The organism is Mesorhizobium sp. M1E.F.Ca.ET.045.02.1.1 (genome assembly GCF_003952485.1).
Taxonomy (GTDB): domain Bacteria; phylum Pseudomonadota; class Alphaproteobacteria; order Rhizobiales; family Rhizobiaceae; genus Mesorhizobium.
Window position 1 is genome coordinate 3393476 of record NZ_CP034447.1, and the last position, 14477, is coordinate 3407952.

At 63.2% G+C, this 14477-nt stretch carries 13 protein-coding genes; 5 read left to right on the top strand and 8 right to left on the bottom strand.

Translation table 11 applies throughout. From position 1 onward, the window contains the following. Positions 1-155: 155 nt before the first annotated feature. Positions 156-1910 carry a tetratricopeptide repeat protein gene (locus EJ070_RS16415; protein ID WP_126092303.1) on the bottom strand — a complete coding sequence of 585 codons (1755 nt, stop codon included), beginning with the start codon at positions 1908-1910 and terminating at the stop codon, positions 156-158. A gap of 194 nt (positions 1911-2104) precedes the next feature. Next, positions 2105-3844 (bottom strand): 2-isopropylmalate synthase, encoded by a 1740-nt coding sequence (gene leuA / locus EJ070_RS16420; protein WP_126092304.1) that lies wholly within the window; start codon positions 3842-3844, stop codon positions 2105-2107. 511 nt (positions 3845-4355) lie between these two features. Here leuA and EJ070_RS16430 point away from each other — a divergent pair. The 3 genes from EJ070_RS16430 to EJ070_RS16440 all read left to right on the top strand — a co-directional run bounded on the left by EJ070_RS16430 (position 4356) and on the right by EJ070_RS16440 (position 6618). Further along, positions 4356-5522, top strand: coding sequence for an ATP-grasp domain-containing protein (locus EJ070_RS16430; RefSeq protein ID WP_126092305.1), 1167 nt, complete (start codon positions 4356-4358; stop codon positions 5520-5522). 4 nt (positions 5523-5526) lie between these two features. Continuing rightward, on the top strand, positions 5527-6303 hold the full coding sequence (locus tag EJ070_RS16435; RefSeq protein WP_126092306.1) for an alpha/beta hydrolase-fold protein: 777 nt from the start codon (positions 5527-5529) through the stop codon (positions 6301-6303). 84 nt (positions 6304-6387) lie between these two features. Beyond that, positions 6388-6618 carry a nuclear transport factor 2 family protein gene (locus tag EJ070_RS16440; protein ID WP_245464899.1) on the top strand — a complete coding sequence of 77 codons (231 nt, stop codon included), beginning with the start codon at positions 6388-6390 and terminating at the stop codon, positions 6616-6618. A gap of 269 nt (positions 6619-6887) precedes the next feature. On the opposite strand, the gene EJ070_RS16445 is transcribed toward EJ070_RS16440, so the two are convergent. Beyond that, a complete protein-coding gene (locus EJ070_RS16445) occupies positions 6888-8423 on the bottom strand; it encodes an MFS transporter (RefSeq protein ID WP_126092307.1) in 1536 nt (511 codons plus the stop codon). 147 nt (positions 8424-8570) lie between these two features. On the opposite strand from EJ070_RS16445, the gene EJ070_RS16450 reads away from it, so the two are divergent. Beyond that, complete coding sequence (locus EJ070_RS16450; RefSeq protein WP_126092308.1) at positions 8571-9458, top strand: LysR family transcriptional regulator; 888 nt, start codon at positions 8571-8573, stop codon at positions 9456-9458. 29 nt (positions 9459-9487) lie between these two features. Here EJ070_RS16450 and EJ070_RS16455 read toward each other — a convergent pair whose 3' ends face one another. From EJ070_RS16455 to EJ070_RS16475, 5 genes are all read right to left on the bottom strand, one after another. After that, positions 9488-10240, bottom strand: coding sequence for an SDR family NAD(P)-dependent oxidoreductase (locus EJ070_RS16455; protein ID WP_126095790.1), 753 nt, complete (start codon positions 10238-10240; stop codon positions 9488-9490). 52 nt (positions 10241-10292) lie between these two features. Further along, entirely contained in the window at positions 10293-11396 is a 1104-nt protein-coding gene (locus EJ070_RS16460) for an AbrB family transcriptional regulator (protein WP_126092309.1), read from the bottom strand. A gap of 76 nt (positions 11397-11472) precedes the next feature. After that, positions 11473-11784 carry a putative quinol monooxygenase gene (locus EJ070_RS16465; RefSeq protein WP_126092310.1) on the bottom strand — a complete coding sequence of 104 codons (312 nt, stop codon included), beginning with the start codon at positions 11782-11784 and terminating at the stop codon, positions 11473-11475. Positions 11785-11835: 51 nt separating this feature from the next. After that, entirely contained in the window at positions 11836-12612 is a 777-nt protein-coding gene (locus EJ070_RS16470; RefSeq protein WP_189350661.1) for an SDR family oxidoreductase, read from the bottom strand. A 99-nt stretch (positions 12613-12711) separates the two neighbouring features. Continuing rightward, positions 12712-13146, bottom strand: a complete 435-nt coding sequence (locus EJ070_RS16475; protein WP_126092311.1) for a DsrE family protein — start codon at positions 13144-13146, stop codon at positions 12712-12714. Positions 13147-13307: 161 nt separating this feature from the next. Between EJ070_RS16475 and EJ070_RS16480 the strand changes: the two genes are divergently transcribed. Beyond that, positions 13308-14390: a hypothetical protein gene (locus EJ070_RS16480; protein WP_126092312.1), complete on the top strand. Its 1083-nt coding sequence runs from the start codon at positions 13308-13310 to the stop codon at positions 14388-14390. The last annotated feature ends 87 nt before the right edge of the window (positions 14391-14477 follow it).

The window sequence follows — 14477 nt, forward strand, 5'->3', positions numbered from 1 at the left end:
AGCCAGTAAATTCTTCGCGACTGGGAGCGATCAGCAATGAACCTGATTCATTAGTTTACTCTAATGGTCGTCCTCGTGCCATTTTTGCGATATCCGAGCAGCCAAGGATCGATTCCATCATAGGGTCGACGAGGCTGAGACAGGCTTGCGATCGCTCAGCTTGGGTTGCCGATCCCCGCAGCCCGCAAGGACTGCACCAGCCGATCGGTGAGATCGGCGGGATACTTCCTGTCGACAAAGGTCGCGCGCGGATTGGCTGCGAATTTCGGGAATTCGGCCGTCAGTTCGTCCGCCAGCTCGCTTGCTAGCTTGTCGCGGCCTGAAATCTTGGCGCCGATCAGACGTGCGGCCAGGTAATGCGATTTTGACGCCGTGGTCCTGAGCGATTCGCTGGCGATCGCGGCCCTCTTGGTATCGCCTTGCATGAAGGCTCCGAGAAACAGGCCATAATCCCACCAGGTCGGGTGGCCGCTGAAGGTTTCGACGGCATGTTCCAGGATCGGCGTTCCTTCCTGATATTTGCCGGCGAAGATCAGGCCGTAGCCATAGGCGGCGGCCATGCCGAGATCGTAGGGGTTGAGTTCATAAGCCTTGCGCATCCAGCGGATCGCTTCATCCGTGTTGCCGAGACGCGAGTTGAGGTAGCCATAGGCGCGATGCGCGTGCGGGCTCATCGGCCCCATCTGGATGGCGCGGTGTGCAAACGACATGGCCTGCTCGACCGTTGCGCCGGCCGGATAGGAGTAGTGGTTGTTGACGGCTTCCAGATGCAGGGAAGCGAGCTCCGAGTAAACGAGTGATGACTTGGTGCCTTCGCCGACCAGCTTCTCCAGGCAGCGATACGCGGCTTCGTGCGTCTTGGCGCTCTGGTCGAGATAGTAGCGGTCGTCGAGCACCAGACATCCGATCTGGCTGGTCTGGATGTCGCTCTGATCGATATAGCTGTAGATCGCGCCCGAAGCGGGGACGGTCGAGGTCAGGAGGCTGGCGATATTGCCTTCGACCGCCGAAGACGCGCTTTCGATCGGGTCCAGATTGCGTGACAGGAGAACCCGTCCGGTCGCAACGCTCTGCAATTCGACCGTGACGTTGCCGGAGACCGGTCCGGGAATAATTTCGAAAACAAAGCTGATCGGATCGGCGGAACTATCGCGTGTCCCATCGGCGTCGCGTCCGATGAAGTCTATGGTGTCGAAGCCGGCGAGGCCGGCGCGCAGCGAAGAGGCGACACGGGCCGCCTCCGGCCCGTCGGCCTTGATGGCCACGTAAATCAGAGGCAGGCTGTCGAACTTTTGCGAAGTGACGCTGCCGGTCGCACCTGCCGTTTCGACCGGCGCGGCGGCATCGCCACCGTGGAAAAAGGCATCGCCCTGGCGGATGACGAGCACGCCCAGCATGGCGATGACCAGAACCATGGCGGCCCAGAAGAACCGCAATTGGCGCGTCAGCGATGGGGCGGATGCGGGTGTCGCCGGGGGCGGCATCAACGTGGCATCGACGGGCGCAGCATTCTCGAAATGCTCGGACGAAAGCGCAGAAGCTTGGCCGGCATCGGCGGACAGCCGGATTGCATTCAGCTCGTAAGAAGGCACATAGCCACCGCGCGGAATTGCGATGCGCACCGGCTCGGCAATGCCCTCGTTGGCGAAATAATGGTCCAGAAGCTCACGCAGCCGCCCCGCCTGGACCCTGACGACCGCGTCGGTCGACGCGTCGAAATCGCCGTCCTTGCCGAAGACATCCATGGCGATGGAAACGCCCTTCAGCCTGTCGCCTTCGCCGGCCTGCTCACGCTCGACGAGATAGCGCAACAGCCGGCGGGCACGTTCGGAGCGTCCGAACGTTTCGCTGGCAAGCAGTCGCTCCAATGTCTCGCGCACTGCGGGGGCGGCAGGCGTGGCAGGCTCCAAGTGTCGAACCTTTCGAAGTCGGCACAGGTTAGTAGGTGATCATATAGCGCTCGCGCCGGCGCACAAGAATACATCTGTTATGCGATCGCGTAAGCCACCGCAAATTTCCCTGCCGGTTAATGAATGGCAGGGAAATCGCGCATGTTTTTAAAGCGCAGCGCGTCCCAGCGAACGCGCTGCGCGAAGATCGAGGGTCAGCCGGCCTTGCGGCCGAGGATGCGGTTGGCGGCGGAAACCACGGCTTCCAGCGAAGCGGCGACGATGTTGGTGTTTATGCCGGCGCCGAACAGCTTGCCGCCCGGATACTCCATCTCGACATAGGAGATGGCCGAAGCATTCGAGCCGCGCTGCAAGGAGTGTTCGGAATAGTCGAGCACCGACATTTCCACGCCGACATGGCGCGAAAGCGCATCGACGAAACCGTCGATCGGGCCGGTGCCGGTGCCGGTGATGGTCACTTCCTTGCCATTGTCGAGGATTTCAGCCTCCACCATGCGCCTGCCCTTGACCCCGGTGTCGGGATAGGTGCGATGGTCGAGGAACTTCAGCCGCGCGCCGGGCTGCTCGACATAGGTCTCAATGAAGCGATCGTGGATGCGCTTGACAGGCACTTCCTTGCCTTCGGCGTCGGTGATCGCCTGGATGTCCTGGCTGAACTCGATCTGCAAATTGCGCGGCAGGTTGAGGCCGTAATCGGCCTGCAGCACATAAGCGATGCCGCCCTTGCCGGACTGCGAGTTGATGCGGATGATCGCCTCATAGGTGCGTCCGACATCGGCCGGGTCGATCGGCAGATAGGGCACTTCCCAGAGCGGCGTGTTGGCCTTGCGCAGCGCCTTGATGCCCTTGTTGATGGCGTCCTGGTGCGAGCCTGAGAACGCGGTGTAGACGAGTTCGCCGACATAGGGGTGGCGCTCCGGGATCTTCAGCTGGTTCGAATATTCGTAGACGTCCTTCATCCGGTTTATGTCGGAGCAGTCCAGCTCGGGATCGACCCCTTGCGTATACATGTTGAGCGCCAGCGTCACGATGTCGACATTGCCGGTGCGCTCGCCATTGCCGAACAGCGTGCCTTCGACGCGATCGGCCCCAGCCATCAGGCCGAGCTCTGTGGTGGCGATGCCGGTGCCGCGATCATTGTGCGGATGCAACGAGATGATCAGATTGTCGCGATTGTCGAGATTGCGGCACATCCATTCGATGCGGTCGGCATAGACGTTGGGCGTCGACATCTCGACCGTCGAGGGCAGATTGATGATCAGCTTGTTGTCGGCAGTGGGCTTCACGATCTCGGTGACGGCGTTGCAGATCTCCAGCGCGACCTCGAGCTCGGTGCCGGTAAAACTCTCCGGCGAATATTCGAAACGGTAGCCGCCGCCGGCCTTGGCCGCCATGTCGGTGATCATCTTGGCGGCGTCGGTGGCGATCCGCTTGATGCCGGCGACGTCTTTCTCGAAGACGACACGGCGCTGCAGCTCGCTGGTCGAGTTGTAGAAATGCACGATCGGGCGATGCGCGTCCTTGAGCGCATCGAAGGTCCGCGTGATCAGCTCGGGCCGGCACTGCACCAGCACCTGCAGCGACACGTCGTTCGGCACGCCGCCTTCCTCGATGCACCAGCGGGCGAAATCGAAGTCGGTCTGCGAGGCCGACGGAAAGCCGATCTCGATCTCCTTGAATCCCATGTCGATGAGCAGCGCGAACATGCGCGCCTTGCGCTCATGGCCCATCGGGTCGATCAGCGCCTGGTTGCCGTCGCGCAGGTCGACCGAGCACCAGATCGGCGCCTTCTCGATGACCTTGGACGGCCAGGTGCGATCGGCGAGGTCGACCGTCGGGTAGGGTTGATATTTGCGGTGGGCATCCGGCATATGGCCGGCCACGGAACTGTCCGTTTCGGCCCCGCCGACTGGGATTGCTTCTCTTCTGTTCATCGTCGTTTCTCCCGGCGGCTCGTCTGATCGCTCTCAGGCGGATTGGTGCCGAGCGGCGCCTTTACCAAAGTTTCGTTCGCTTGATGTGACTTTGCCAAATTCTGGCCAAGGAGCATGCGCCTCGGGCGGCGGTTTCCGACCGCCGGGCGCTCCTTCAGCGAACCCGGCGATCGCCGATAAGGCCGAGAAGAAGCAGGGTCGAAGCAAGCGCGCGCACGGTCTCGCCGGCGAAGCCGGGGCGAGGAGAAGCGACGGAGCGGGTGCGCGTGGTCATGCCGGCTCTCTTACAGGAGCCGCCGTTGGGAGGCAAGTGCCGGTCTGGCCGGGCACAAAGCGCGCCGCGTCGAAACGGATTCAAGCGACGCGCTTTAAGTCCTTGGGTTTTATGCATGTCGTTTTCCCAAAATCGTTGCACACTTTTGGGTGACATGCATCGGCGCGGGCTCTTCCCCGCACCAGGCAAATGCGCCACATTTGCCTCGGAGGACCTGATCTCAGGGGGAGGCCGTGCATGAATTTCGTGTTCTTCTCGCCGCATTTTCCGGTCAACGGCGCCGATTTCTGCGACCGGTTGAAGAAAGCCGGCGCCACCGTGCTCGGGATAGGCGACGCGCCCTATGAGACGCTGAGCGGCAAGTTGAAAGCGGCGCTTTCGGAATATTACCGCGTCGCCGACATGGAGAATTACGATGCCGTGTTCCGGGCGATGGGGCATTTCATCCACAAATGGGGCCGTATCGACCGCTTCGAGTCGCTCAACGAGCACTGGCTGGAGCTCGAAGCCAACATTCGCACCGACTTCAACATCTTCGGCACCAAGCTCGATTTCGTGAAGAATTTGAAGCGCAAGAGCCGCATGCGCGCCTTTTTCCGCAAAAGCGGCGTCGAAACCATTCCGCAACGCAAATGCTCGGATCGAACTGGGGCCATGACCTTCATCCGCCGGGTCGGCTATCCGGTGGTGGTCAAGCCGGATTCAGGCTCCGGCGCCTCGAACACGTTCAAGATCTCCAATGCCAGGGAGCTCGACCAGTTCTTCAGGGACAAGCCGGAGGGTGTGACCTTCGTCATGGAGCAGTTCATCGAGGGGCTGGTGGTGACCTTCGACGGCCTGGTCAACCGCGACGGCGAGGTCGTGCTGGCGGCCAGCCACCGTTACGACCAGAGCATCATGGACGCGGTCAACCGCGACCGCCACATGAGCTATACCTGCTTTCCCGAGATCAGCCCGGAGGTCGAGGAGGCGGGCCGCAAGATCCTGAAAGCGTTCGACGTGCGCGAGCGCTTCTTCCACATCGAGCTGTTCGAAACCAGGGACAATCGCGTCATCGCACTCGAGGTCAACATGCGCCCGCCGGGCGCCTGGATGACCGACGCTATCAACTACACCTTCGACATCGACGTCTATGCCGCATGGGCGGACATGGTGGTCAAGGATGCCGCTGGCGGCCCTTACAAGGGCAAGTATTTCACCGCTTATGCCAGCCGCAAGCGTCACATCGACTATTTGCACAGCCATGAGGACGTGCTAGCCGCCCATGGCGACAAGATCGTGCATCATCAGGCCATCGAAGAGGTTTTCAGCCGCGCCATGGGCAACTACGCCTACCAGATGCGTTCCAAGGACCAGAAGGCTTTGCGCCAGGCGGTCGACTATATCCACGCGGAAAAGGCGTGAGGCGATGGACGTTTCCTATCACAAGGCTCACGCCCGCAATCTCGGCCGCGACATGGAATACAAGCGCTACGGCCATGCCGGGCGGCCGGTGGTGGTGTTCCCGACCTCGCAGGGACGCTTCTTCCAGTTCGAGGATTCGGGCGGCGTCGGCGCGCTCGCCGAGTTCATCGACACCGGCCGCATCCAGCTGTTCACGCTCGACGGCATCGATTCGGAATCCTTCTTCGACAAGCATGGCGATCCCGCCAGCCGCATAGCCCGCCACGAGGCCTATTTCCGCTATGTGCGCGAGGAGGCGCTGCCGGAGCTGCAGGCGGTTGCCGCCAAGGCCAATGGCGGACGAATCCTGAAGCCGCTGTTCTGCGGCTGCTCGATGGGCGGCTATCACTCGTCGAATTTCGTCTTCCGCTTTCCGGAACTGGCCAGCGGCGTGATTTCGCTGTCGGGCGTCTATTCGACGCGCGACTTCTTCGGCCGGGCGCTGGAGGGCAGCATCTTCTACAACTCGCCGCTCGACTATCTGCCGGGCATCGTCGACCAGCGGCTGCTCGGGCGCCTGAGGGCGCTCAGGCTGATCTTCTGCTGCGGGCAGGGCGCCTGGGAAGAGCGCATGCTTGTCGAAACGCGCGAACTGGAGCAGGTGCTGCGCGACAAATCCATTCCGGCCTGGGTCGACTATTGGGGTGGCGACGTCAGCCACGACTGGCCGTGGTGGCACAAGCAGCTCGTCTATTTCTTCGGGCGCTGGCTGGACGAGGACCTGATGCATAGGCTCGATTGATGACCACGCCCGACCCGATCCGACGTTTTGTCGAAGCCACCAATTCGGGCGACACCGAGGCCTTTCTGGAGACCTTCACGGCGGATGCCCCTGCTCACCGACTGGGGCCGCCCCTTCCGCAGCCGTGGGGAAATCGCGCGCTGGAACCAGTCGGACAATATCGGCGTGCAATCCCGCCTCGATATCGTCCGCATCGCGCAATCGGACGGCGCCTACCATGTGCGCATCAAGGTGACCGGCGACGGCTTCAATGGTGAAGGCGACATGACCTTCACGCTGGACGGCGACCGGATCGCGAGCCTGATCATCAGCTAGATCGTTTCACTGTTTCACCGAAACGGCGAACCGTTCTATCTCTCTGTTTTGACGCAATTCCGCACGGAAGACCGCTACGCACTTCTCCTGGAAGTCGACCGCTCGATTGCGCTCCCGCGCTCTCAAATATGAGTATGCTAGTCAAGTATTTTTTATACCAGAGGACGTCACGTCGCGGCAGCAGCAGGGTCGCAGTTGAGCCTTCCCCGTGGCGGCGAGGTCGGCGCCCACCGAAGAAGGCCGGAAGGGCGCCGGGCTTTGGCCGACGTCTAGCCTTCCTGGCAGGCCGAGAGGGGCTCGACGTCTTGTTCCGGCGCCGATCCGCGACGCAGGCCGAGGAAGATGACGATGGCGGTCAGGACGGTGATTGTCGCCAGCACGACCAGCAGCCGGTCGAAGGCCGTCTCGTAGGCCTGGATGAGGACAGCGGCATCGGCCATAGGCAGATGTCGTGCCGTTTCACCGATATTGCCCGTTGCCAGAAGCTGCCCTGCCGCGGCCGCTTTTGCGGGTGACGCCAACCCTTGAGTGCCGAGCTGCGCGGCGGTGAAGCCCGACAGCGTCGCCATGACGATCGCCAGCGCCACGCCCTCGCAAGCGACGCGGGTGGTGTTGAAGATGCCGACCGCCATGCCGGCACGCTCCTTCGGCACGACGCTGACGGCAAGCCCGTCCATCAGCCCCCAAGGCAAGGCAATGCCGATGCCGATCAGGACCAACGGGGCGACCAGCGCGCTGTCCGCCGCAGGAGCACGCCCGAGCCAGACAAGGCCGGCTGCCGCTACAAGCAGGCCAACACCGCAGATCGTGGCTGGAGCGATCCAGCGTGCCACCTGGCCGGCAAGCAACGGCAATACCAGCAGCGGCCCAGAGAGGCAGATCATCAACTGCCCCGCCTTGATCTCGCTCATCCCCTCGATGCCGATGAAGCGGATCGGCAAGAGCACGAGCAGAACGACAAAGGCATAGGCAGGTGCGGCTGCCAGGAACTGGACGCCGACGAAACGCGGGAAGCGAAACAGCGTCAGGTCCAGCATCGGCCGGCGCACGCGCCGCTCGACAATGACGAAAGCGACAAGGCAGACGGCGGCCATACCAAGCAGCGCAATGACGAGGGGATCGGTCCAGCCGTTCTGCGGCGCCTGCAGCACGCCATAGGTCAGCGCGGCAAGCGCGATGGTGAAGGTGCCGGCTCCCGCCCAGTCTAGCCCGGTTGCATCCGGGTCGCGCGATTCGGTGACGGCGCGCAGGCCGAGGGTCGCGGCGGCAACCGCAAGCGCTGCCACCAGAAAAAAGATCGCGCGCCAGCCGAACGCGTCGATGAGCAAGCCTGAGGCAACAGGGCCGAAGGCGAGGCCGATGCCGAAGCTGGTACCGAGGAAGCTGAAGGCGCGCAGCCGCAATTGGCCGTCGAATTCCTGGGCAAGCGCAGAAGCGCCACCGGCGAAGGCGGCAGCACCGCCTATGCCTTGCAAGGCCCTGAAAATGTCGAACCAGACGATGTCAGGCGCAAGCGTGGAGCCCAGTGCGGCAAGGACATAGGTGGCGAGGCCAGCGAGGAAGATCCGCCTGCGGCCATGGTTGTCGGCCAGTGCTCCGGCCGCCATCAGGCTGGCGCCGAAGGTCAGCATGAAGGCATTCGTCACCCAATTGAGCTCGATCGGACTGCCGCCGAGATCGGCGGCAATGCGCGAGAGCGCCACGGCCGGACCGGTGAAACTCAACGGCATCGTCATGGCGGCAAGACAGACCGACAGCAGCACAAGCCATCTGCCGGCGGGGCCGGTTATGGTCATCGAAGTCATGGATTTTCCTATCTGAGGCGAGGTTTGCCGGCATGCCGCGGATTGGCGGCGCCGATCGCAAAGACAAGATAGGGCGGCGACATTTCCGGCAAAATAGTATTAAATCTCCGGTCATACCGGAATGAAGCGCTCGAATGGATTCCTGCGATGGATCGTCTCAACGGCCTTCTCGCTTTCGCCCGCACCGCCGAGCACGGCAGTTTTGTCGCCGCCGGGCGGGCGCTGGGAATCTCGGCATCCGCTGTCGGCAAGAGCGTCGCCCGACTCGAGCAGGAGCTCGGGGTGCGTCTGCTGCAACGCAGCACACGGCGCATAGGTCTGACCGAGGAGGGCAAGCTGTTCAACGAACGTGTGCGCCGCATCCTCGACGATATCGACGATGCCGAGGCGATGCTGTCGCGGACGCGCGAAACGCCACATGGGCGGCTACGCGTTTCGACCCCGATCGTCACCTATCATCTGCTTTTGCCGGTGCTTTCGGAATTCACGGCACGATACCCTGAGATCGAGCTCGATATCGATTTCAACGATCGCATCGTCGACGTCATCGAAGAGGGTATCGATGTCGCGATCCGAAGCGGCGAGCTGCCCGATTCACGATTGGTGTCGAGGCCGGTTGCGCCCTTTCGCATGATCTTATGCGCGGCCGCTTCCTACCTTGACCGCCATGGCACGCCCGGCACGCCAGCGGATCTCGCGCAGCATTTCGGCATACACTTCCGCTTTCTCAACAGCGGCAGGTTGCTCAACTGGCCGTTCATTACCGGAAGCGCGGCACCGCAGATTCGCTCGATGCTGACCTGCAACAACATGGAAGCATTGAAGGGCGCAACGATTGCCGGCTTGGGCATCGCCTGCATGCCCGATTTCCTGGTGCGGGAGGCGCTGCATGACGGAAAGCTGCGCACCGTGCTTGACGACCATGTCGACGGCCGCGGCCAGTTCCGCATGCTATGGCCGTCCAATCGCCACCTCTCGCCGAAGGTTCGCGTCTTCGTCGATTTCCTCCCCGAGCGGCTTGCAGCCGGACGATAAGTTGCGCCCGGCGAAAGCTGCGACGATGGTCAGTAGGTCGCGCGCCCGCCGGAAAGATCGAAAGTGGCACCGGTGGTGAAGGAATTCTCGTCCGAGAGCATGAAGGCGACCATGGCCGCCGCCTCCTCCACTTCGACGAAACGGCCGCGCGGCACCTTGCTGAGCATGTAGGTCACCTGGGCTTCGGTGAGCTGATCAAGAATACGGGTGCGGGCGGGCGAGGGGGTCAGCGCGTTGACGGCGATGTCATGGCTGGCGAGCTCCTTGCCGAGCGACTTGGTCAGCGCCAGCACGCCGGCCTTGGCGGCCGAATAGGCGGCGGCGTTGGGATTGCCTTCCTTGCCGGCGACGGAAGCGATGTTGACGATGCGGCCGTAATTGCGCGCGATCATGCCGGGCACCAGGCGCCGGCAGCAGTAGAAGACGCCGTTGAGGTCGATGTCGACGATCTGGCGCCATGCGGCGGGATCATAGTCCACCACGGTCGCGGCCGGCCCGGCGATGCCGGCATTGTTGACGAGAAGATCGACAGGACCGAGCGCCCGCTCGGTTTCGATGGCGGCACGATCGACGGCCTCGATTTGCGACTGGTCGCAAGTGAAGGCTTCGACGCGGCCAAGCGGCTCAAGCTCGGCCAAGGCGCTCGTCATCGCGGCCTGGTCGATGTCCCAGATGGCGACGCTTGCGCCCGACGACAGCAGGCGGCGGGCCACGGCAAGGCCGATGCCTTGCGCGCCGCCCGTCACGACGGCGACGCGGCCAGAGAGGTCGACGGCATTCAAACGGCGGTTCATGGGCATTTCCTTTATTTCCCCATGCGTTTGGTAGCGCGGATCAGTCCCTGACGTTTCGCGCCACAAGCTTGGCGACGCTTGGCCCAATGAGCAGAACGACCAGGAAGCGGGCCGACTGCAGCGCCATGACGAAGGAGATATCGACGTTCTGCGCGGCGGCGGCGATAATGGCCACACTGTCCATGCCGCCGGGGCTGGTCGCCAGATAAGCGGTCAGCGGGTCGATACCGAGCAGGCGGCTGATGACGAAGGCCAGCCCGCCACAGAATGCGATCAGCGCCACGATCGAGGCGATGATCTGCGGCAGGGCGCGTGCGGCGTGGCGCAGGATCGGTCGGGTGAAGTTCAAACCGATCGACCAGCTGACCATTGCGTAGCTGAGCGCCAGCAGCCAGGGCGGCAATTGCATCGGCACGCCGAAGCCGAGATGAACCACGGCGCCGAAGATGAAGGTGCCGAGAAAGAAGGGCGAGGGCAACCGCAGCAGCCTTCCCAGCAGGCCGCCGACGATCGCGATGCCGATGGTGGCGGCGAAGGCCATCGGGTTGATCGGCGGAAACCACACGATGGGCGGCACTTCGACGCCTGAGGTGTCGACCCACATCTTGGCAACCAGCGCCGCCGTCATCGAGACAAAGATGACGCGCAGATATTGCATGAAGGCGACGAGGCGCTGATCGGCGCCGAAGGCGCCGGCCATCAGAACCATGGCGGTGGCGGCCCCTGGCGAGGAGCCCCAGACGGCCGTGGTGCCGGGCAGGATGCGCCAGCGGCTGATCAGCCAGCCGAGCAGGCTGGAGGCAGTGAGCGTCGCCACCACTGTCCCGAAGAAGAGCGCCCATTCAGCGTAGAAGACCGGAAAGATGTCGGCGGAGATCGAATTCGCCACCAGGCAGCCAACCACGGCCTGGGCGGAGCCGAACAGCACGCGGGGCACGCGTACGGTGGCGCCGTTGGTGCCGGCCAGGATCGCGGCAAGCATCGGGCCGATCAGCAGCGCCGCCGGCAGGGCCGCGAGTTCCAGCGCACCGGCAAACAGCAGCGAGAATACCACCAGCGCCAGCCATTGCTGCGGCCAGCGCAATCGGGCCATGCGTTCAACGGACGGTTGATCCGGGGGCGATTGTTCCGGCGAGGAGTCCATATCCGGCTCTTAGACCGGGCACGGGCAAATGCGAACCCATTTTCCCGCTGAAAGTTCTATTTCTCCGGACTCGCTCTCAACCGTTCTTCTCGGAGGCTGGAAGGCCGAAGCCGCCGACCGGATGGGTCTCGACCTGGAATTCGAAACCGGCGATGAAAGGGCGCGCCTTGGCGATCGCCGCCTGGACTTCCGGCAGTTGCAGGGAAGCCTTGTGGCTTGCCTGGTCCGTCCACACTTCGGTGACCCAGATCGCGTCGGCATCTACCGGATCGGTGGCGATGATGTAGCTCAGGCAACCGGGCAGCGCGGCGGTGCTTTCACGCAGCACGTCCATGACCGCGTCGCGCTGGCCGCGTGCCGCCCGCATCTTGCCGATCAGTCCGAACATGCCTTTCCTCTCCCTGCAGGTTGTATGCTGCCCGAGTATGCAGTCGACGGCTCACGGCATCAACTGGCCACCATTGACCTCGATCACCTGGCCGATGATGTAGCCGCTCAAGAGATCGGAAGACAGGAACAGATAGGCGCCGACGCAATCATTGGCCGTTCCGGCGCGGCCCTGCGGGATGGTCGCAACCATGGCCTTCATCTGCTCGGCGCTCGAATAGCGCTCGTGAAACGGCGTCAGGATGGTGCCGGGCGCCACGGCGTTGACGCGGATGCCGAAACCGATCAACTCCTTGGCCATGCCACGCGTCACGTTGGAGACGAAGGCCTTGGACGAGCCGTAGAGGCCGGCGCCGCCGCCGGCGCCGTTGCGGGCGGCGATCGAGGTGGTGTTGATGATGAAGCCGCCCTGGCGCTTCAGCCACGGGATCGCCTTGCGCGAGGCGGTCAGCACCGATCGCGCATTGAGGTTCATCACCGCGTCGTAGTGCGCTTCGGTCTGGTCGGCATAGGCGACGCGGCCGAGCATGCCGCCGGCGTTGTTGACCAGACCGTCGAGTCGGCCGAAATGTTTTGCGCTTTCCTCAACGACGCGCTCGACGTCGGCGGGGATCGAAAAGTCGCCCTGGGTCAAAAGAACGTCGCCGCCGTCGTCGCGGATGGACCCGGCGAGCCTTTCGGCGGCTTCCCGGCTTGAATTGTAATGCAGGGCGACGCGGCATTTCTGCCGGGCATAGGCGTGGGCAAGCGCTCCGCCGATCCCGGTCGACGCGCCGGTGACCAGCACCACTTTGCCGGCAAGGTCGGGAATGACAAGTGGCATCGTCATGTTGGCTGGCACGTCGCGACCTCCGGGATTTCTACTGGCAATTGGTAGACGCTTGCCGGCCGGGCATTCAAGTCAAGAGGCGAAATCAGGGGCGCGAAATCAGGGCCGGAGATAGACATAGCCCTGGCGCTGCAGTTCCGCGAGGTTGACGACCCCGCCCTTCTCGGCGACCTGGAAGCCGTCGATCAGATCGGTGACGGCAATGTCCATGCCGCGCAATGTGTTGCCGCAGGCCTGTGGAACGAGCCCCTGCTGGACGAGGCCGGCAAACCGGCTGGATGTCGCGCCGGAAGCACTCTTCGCCTTGAAGGCGGCAAGCGCCGGGCCGTGCACGACCAGGACGATGTCGACGTTGCCGCCGGTGCCCTCATAGTGGTTCTTGATATTGCCGAGGACGAAATTGACCTTGTCGGCATCGCTGAGATGATAGGCGACCTTCAGCCTTTCCTCGTTCAAGGCGGCACTTGCCTGGCGCAGGCCGAAAAGGCCGGCCGCTCCGGCCAGGCCGGCGCGGAAAATGTCACGGCGCAGCATCGTATCCTCCTCGATTCGCCGGCTCTCGCAATTTTGCGTGGTCCGGGGCGTCACTGCCTTTTGTTCTTACGCAATTGCGGGCGGAAAACCGCCGCACACTTTTCCTGGAACTGCTCCTAGACTAGCATAAATCACAGTCCTGTCGGTGCGAGGAGGGTGGCATGACGTCAAGGATGGTTGGGGGCGCGGCGCTCGGCGCGGCACTGTTCATTTCTGGCGCCGCGCTTGCCGAGGACGCTCTCAAACTCACCGAATTGAGCCCCAACGGCGCCGACGCCTGCTTCGGCCGCGTCTATGATGCCGCCCATCTCAAGGCGCATCCGCACCAGAAGGTCGCGCGCATCTTCTTCTACTATGGCCATGACCCCGTCAGCCGGCCGAACGAGGAACCCGCCACTGACGCCGACAGCTCCTATAATGGCTTCCTCACCACCACGGTGCGCGGTGCCAAGGCGCCGGAATGGACCGGCGGCTGGTGCAACAAGGAGGATCCGGACGACAAGGCGAGCGGCATCCGTTGCGGCATGGATTGCGATCGCACGCTCGCCTCGCTCAAGGTCGACGAGAAGGGGCGGCTGATCCTCACCGATCTGCAGCCCGACGTGTATCTCGACGCGGGCGCGGAGGAGGATCTCGGCAAGGCGGAATACAACAAGCAGGCGCTGGGCAGCGAAGACGACAATTTCCGCCTCGATCCGATGCCGGCCGCCAACTGCAAGGCGGAGTTCGCGCGCATCGATCCGATCGATCCGGCGCTGGGCGCGCCACTGCGCGAACGGCTGAAGCCAGACCAACCCTTCTGCTACGGCCGCGACTATGACGACGCGCATCTGAAGTCGCATCCCGACCAGGTGACGCAGTCGATCCGCGTCTTCCGCGGTCCGATCGAGCTCGCTTCCTTCGCCGCCGGCGGCGATACCGCCAACTGGCCCGACGGCGCCGATATCGCGGTGTCGGTGACGACCAGGCAGAAGGGAGCCAAGGTTACCCAGACCTATACCTGCCAGGGCGAGGCCGACCAGTGGCGCTGCTCAGCAAGTTCGAAGATGAGCGATTTTGCCTGCGACATCTCGCAGAAGGAGATTTTCCTCAAGCGCGGCGCCGGCGGCACGATGATGCTGGCCAACCCCAACAGCGCGCTCGCCATCGTCGACCTCTGCTCGAAGGCCGCGAGTGGCAAGACGAAATCCGACGACAAGGTCTATAGGCTGAACCCGATGCCCCAATCGGCCTGCACGCCATAACTTTCGCTTCGTCATTCTATAGCGGAGCAAGGAGCGAAGCGACGCGGCGCAGACCATAGAATCCCGGGAGGCTTCGCCGAAACTTCC

What these genes read in the sequence shown, in the direction of transcription:
- leuA (WP_126092304.1), bottom strand. Translation starts at nt 3,844, where the DNA reads ATGAACAGAAGAGAAGCAATCCCAGTCGGCGGGGCCGAAACGGACAGT.
- EJ070_RS16430 (WP_126092305.1), top strand. Translation starts at nt 4,356, where the DNA reads ATGAATTTCGTGTTCTTCTCGCCGCATTTTCCGGTCAACGGCGCCGAT.
- EJ070_RS16435 (WP_126092306.1), top strand. Translation starts at nt 5,527, where the DNA reads ATGGACGTTTCCTATCACAAGGCTCACGCCCGCAATCTCGGCCGCGAC.
- EJ070_RS16440 (WP_245464899.1), top strand. Translation starts at nt 6,388, where the DNA reads ATGCCCCTGCTCACCGACTGGGGCCGCCCCTTCCGCAGCCGTGGGGAA.
- EJ070_RS16445 (WP_126092307.1), bottom strand. Translation starts at nt 8,423, where the DNA reads ATGACTTCGATGACCATAACCGGCCCCGCCGGCAGATGGCTTGTGCTG.
- EJ070_RS16450 (WP_126092308.1), top strand. Translation starts at nt 8,571, where the DNA reads ATGGATCGTCTCAACGGCCTTCTCGCTTTCGCCCGCACCGCCGAGCAC.
- EJ070_RS16460 (WP_126092309.1), bottom strand. Translation starts at nt 11,396, where the DNA reads ATGGACTCCTCGCCGGAACAATCGCCCCCGGATCAACCGTCCGTTGAA.
- EJ070_RS16465 (WP_126092310.1), bottom strand. Translation starts at nt 11,784, where the DNA reads ATGTTCGGACTGATCGGCAAGATGCGGGCGGCACGCGGCCAGCGCGAC.
- EJ070_RS16470 (WP_189350661.1), bottom strand. Translation starts at nt 12,612, where the DNA reads ATGACGATGCCACTTGTCATTCCCGACCTTGCCGGCAAAGTGGTGCTG.
- EJ070_RS16475 (WP_126092311.1), bottom strand. Translation starts at nt 13,146, where the DNA reads ATGCTGCGCCGTGACATTTTCCGCGCCGGCCTGGCCGGAGCGGCCGGC.
- EJ070_RS16480 (WP_126092312.1), top strand. Translation starts at nt 13,308, where the DNA reads ATGACGTCAAGGATGGTTGGGGGCGCGGCGCTCGGCGCGGCACTGTTC.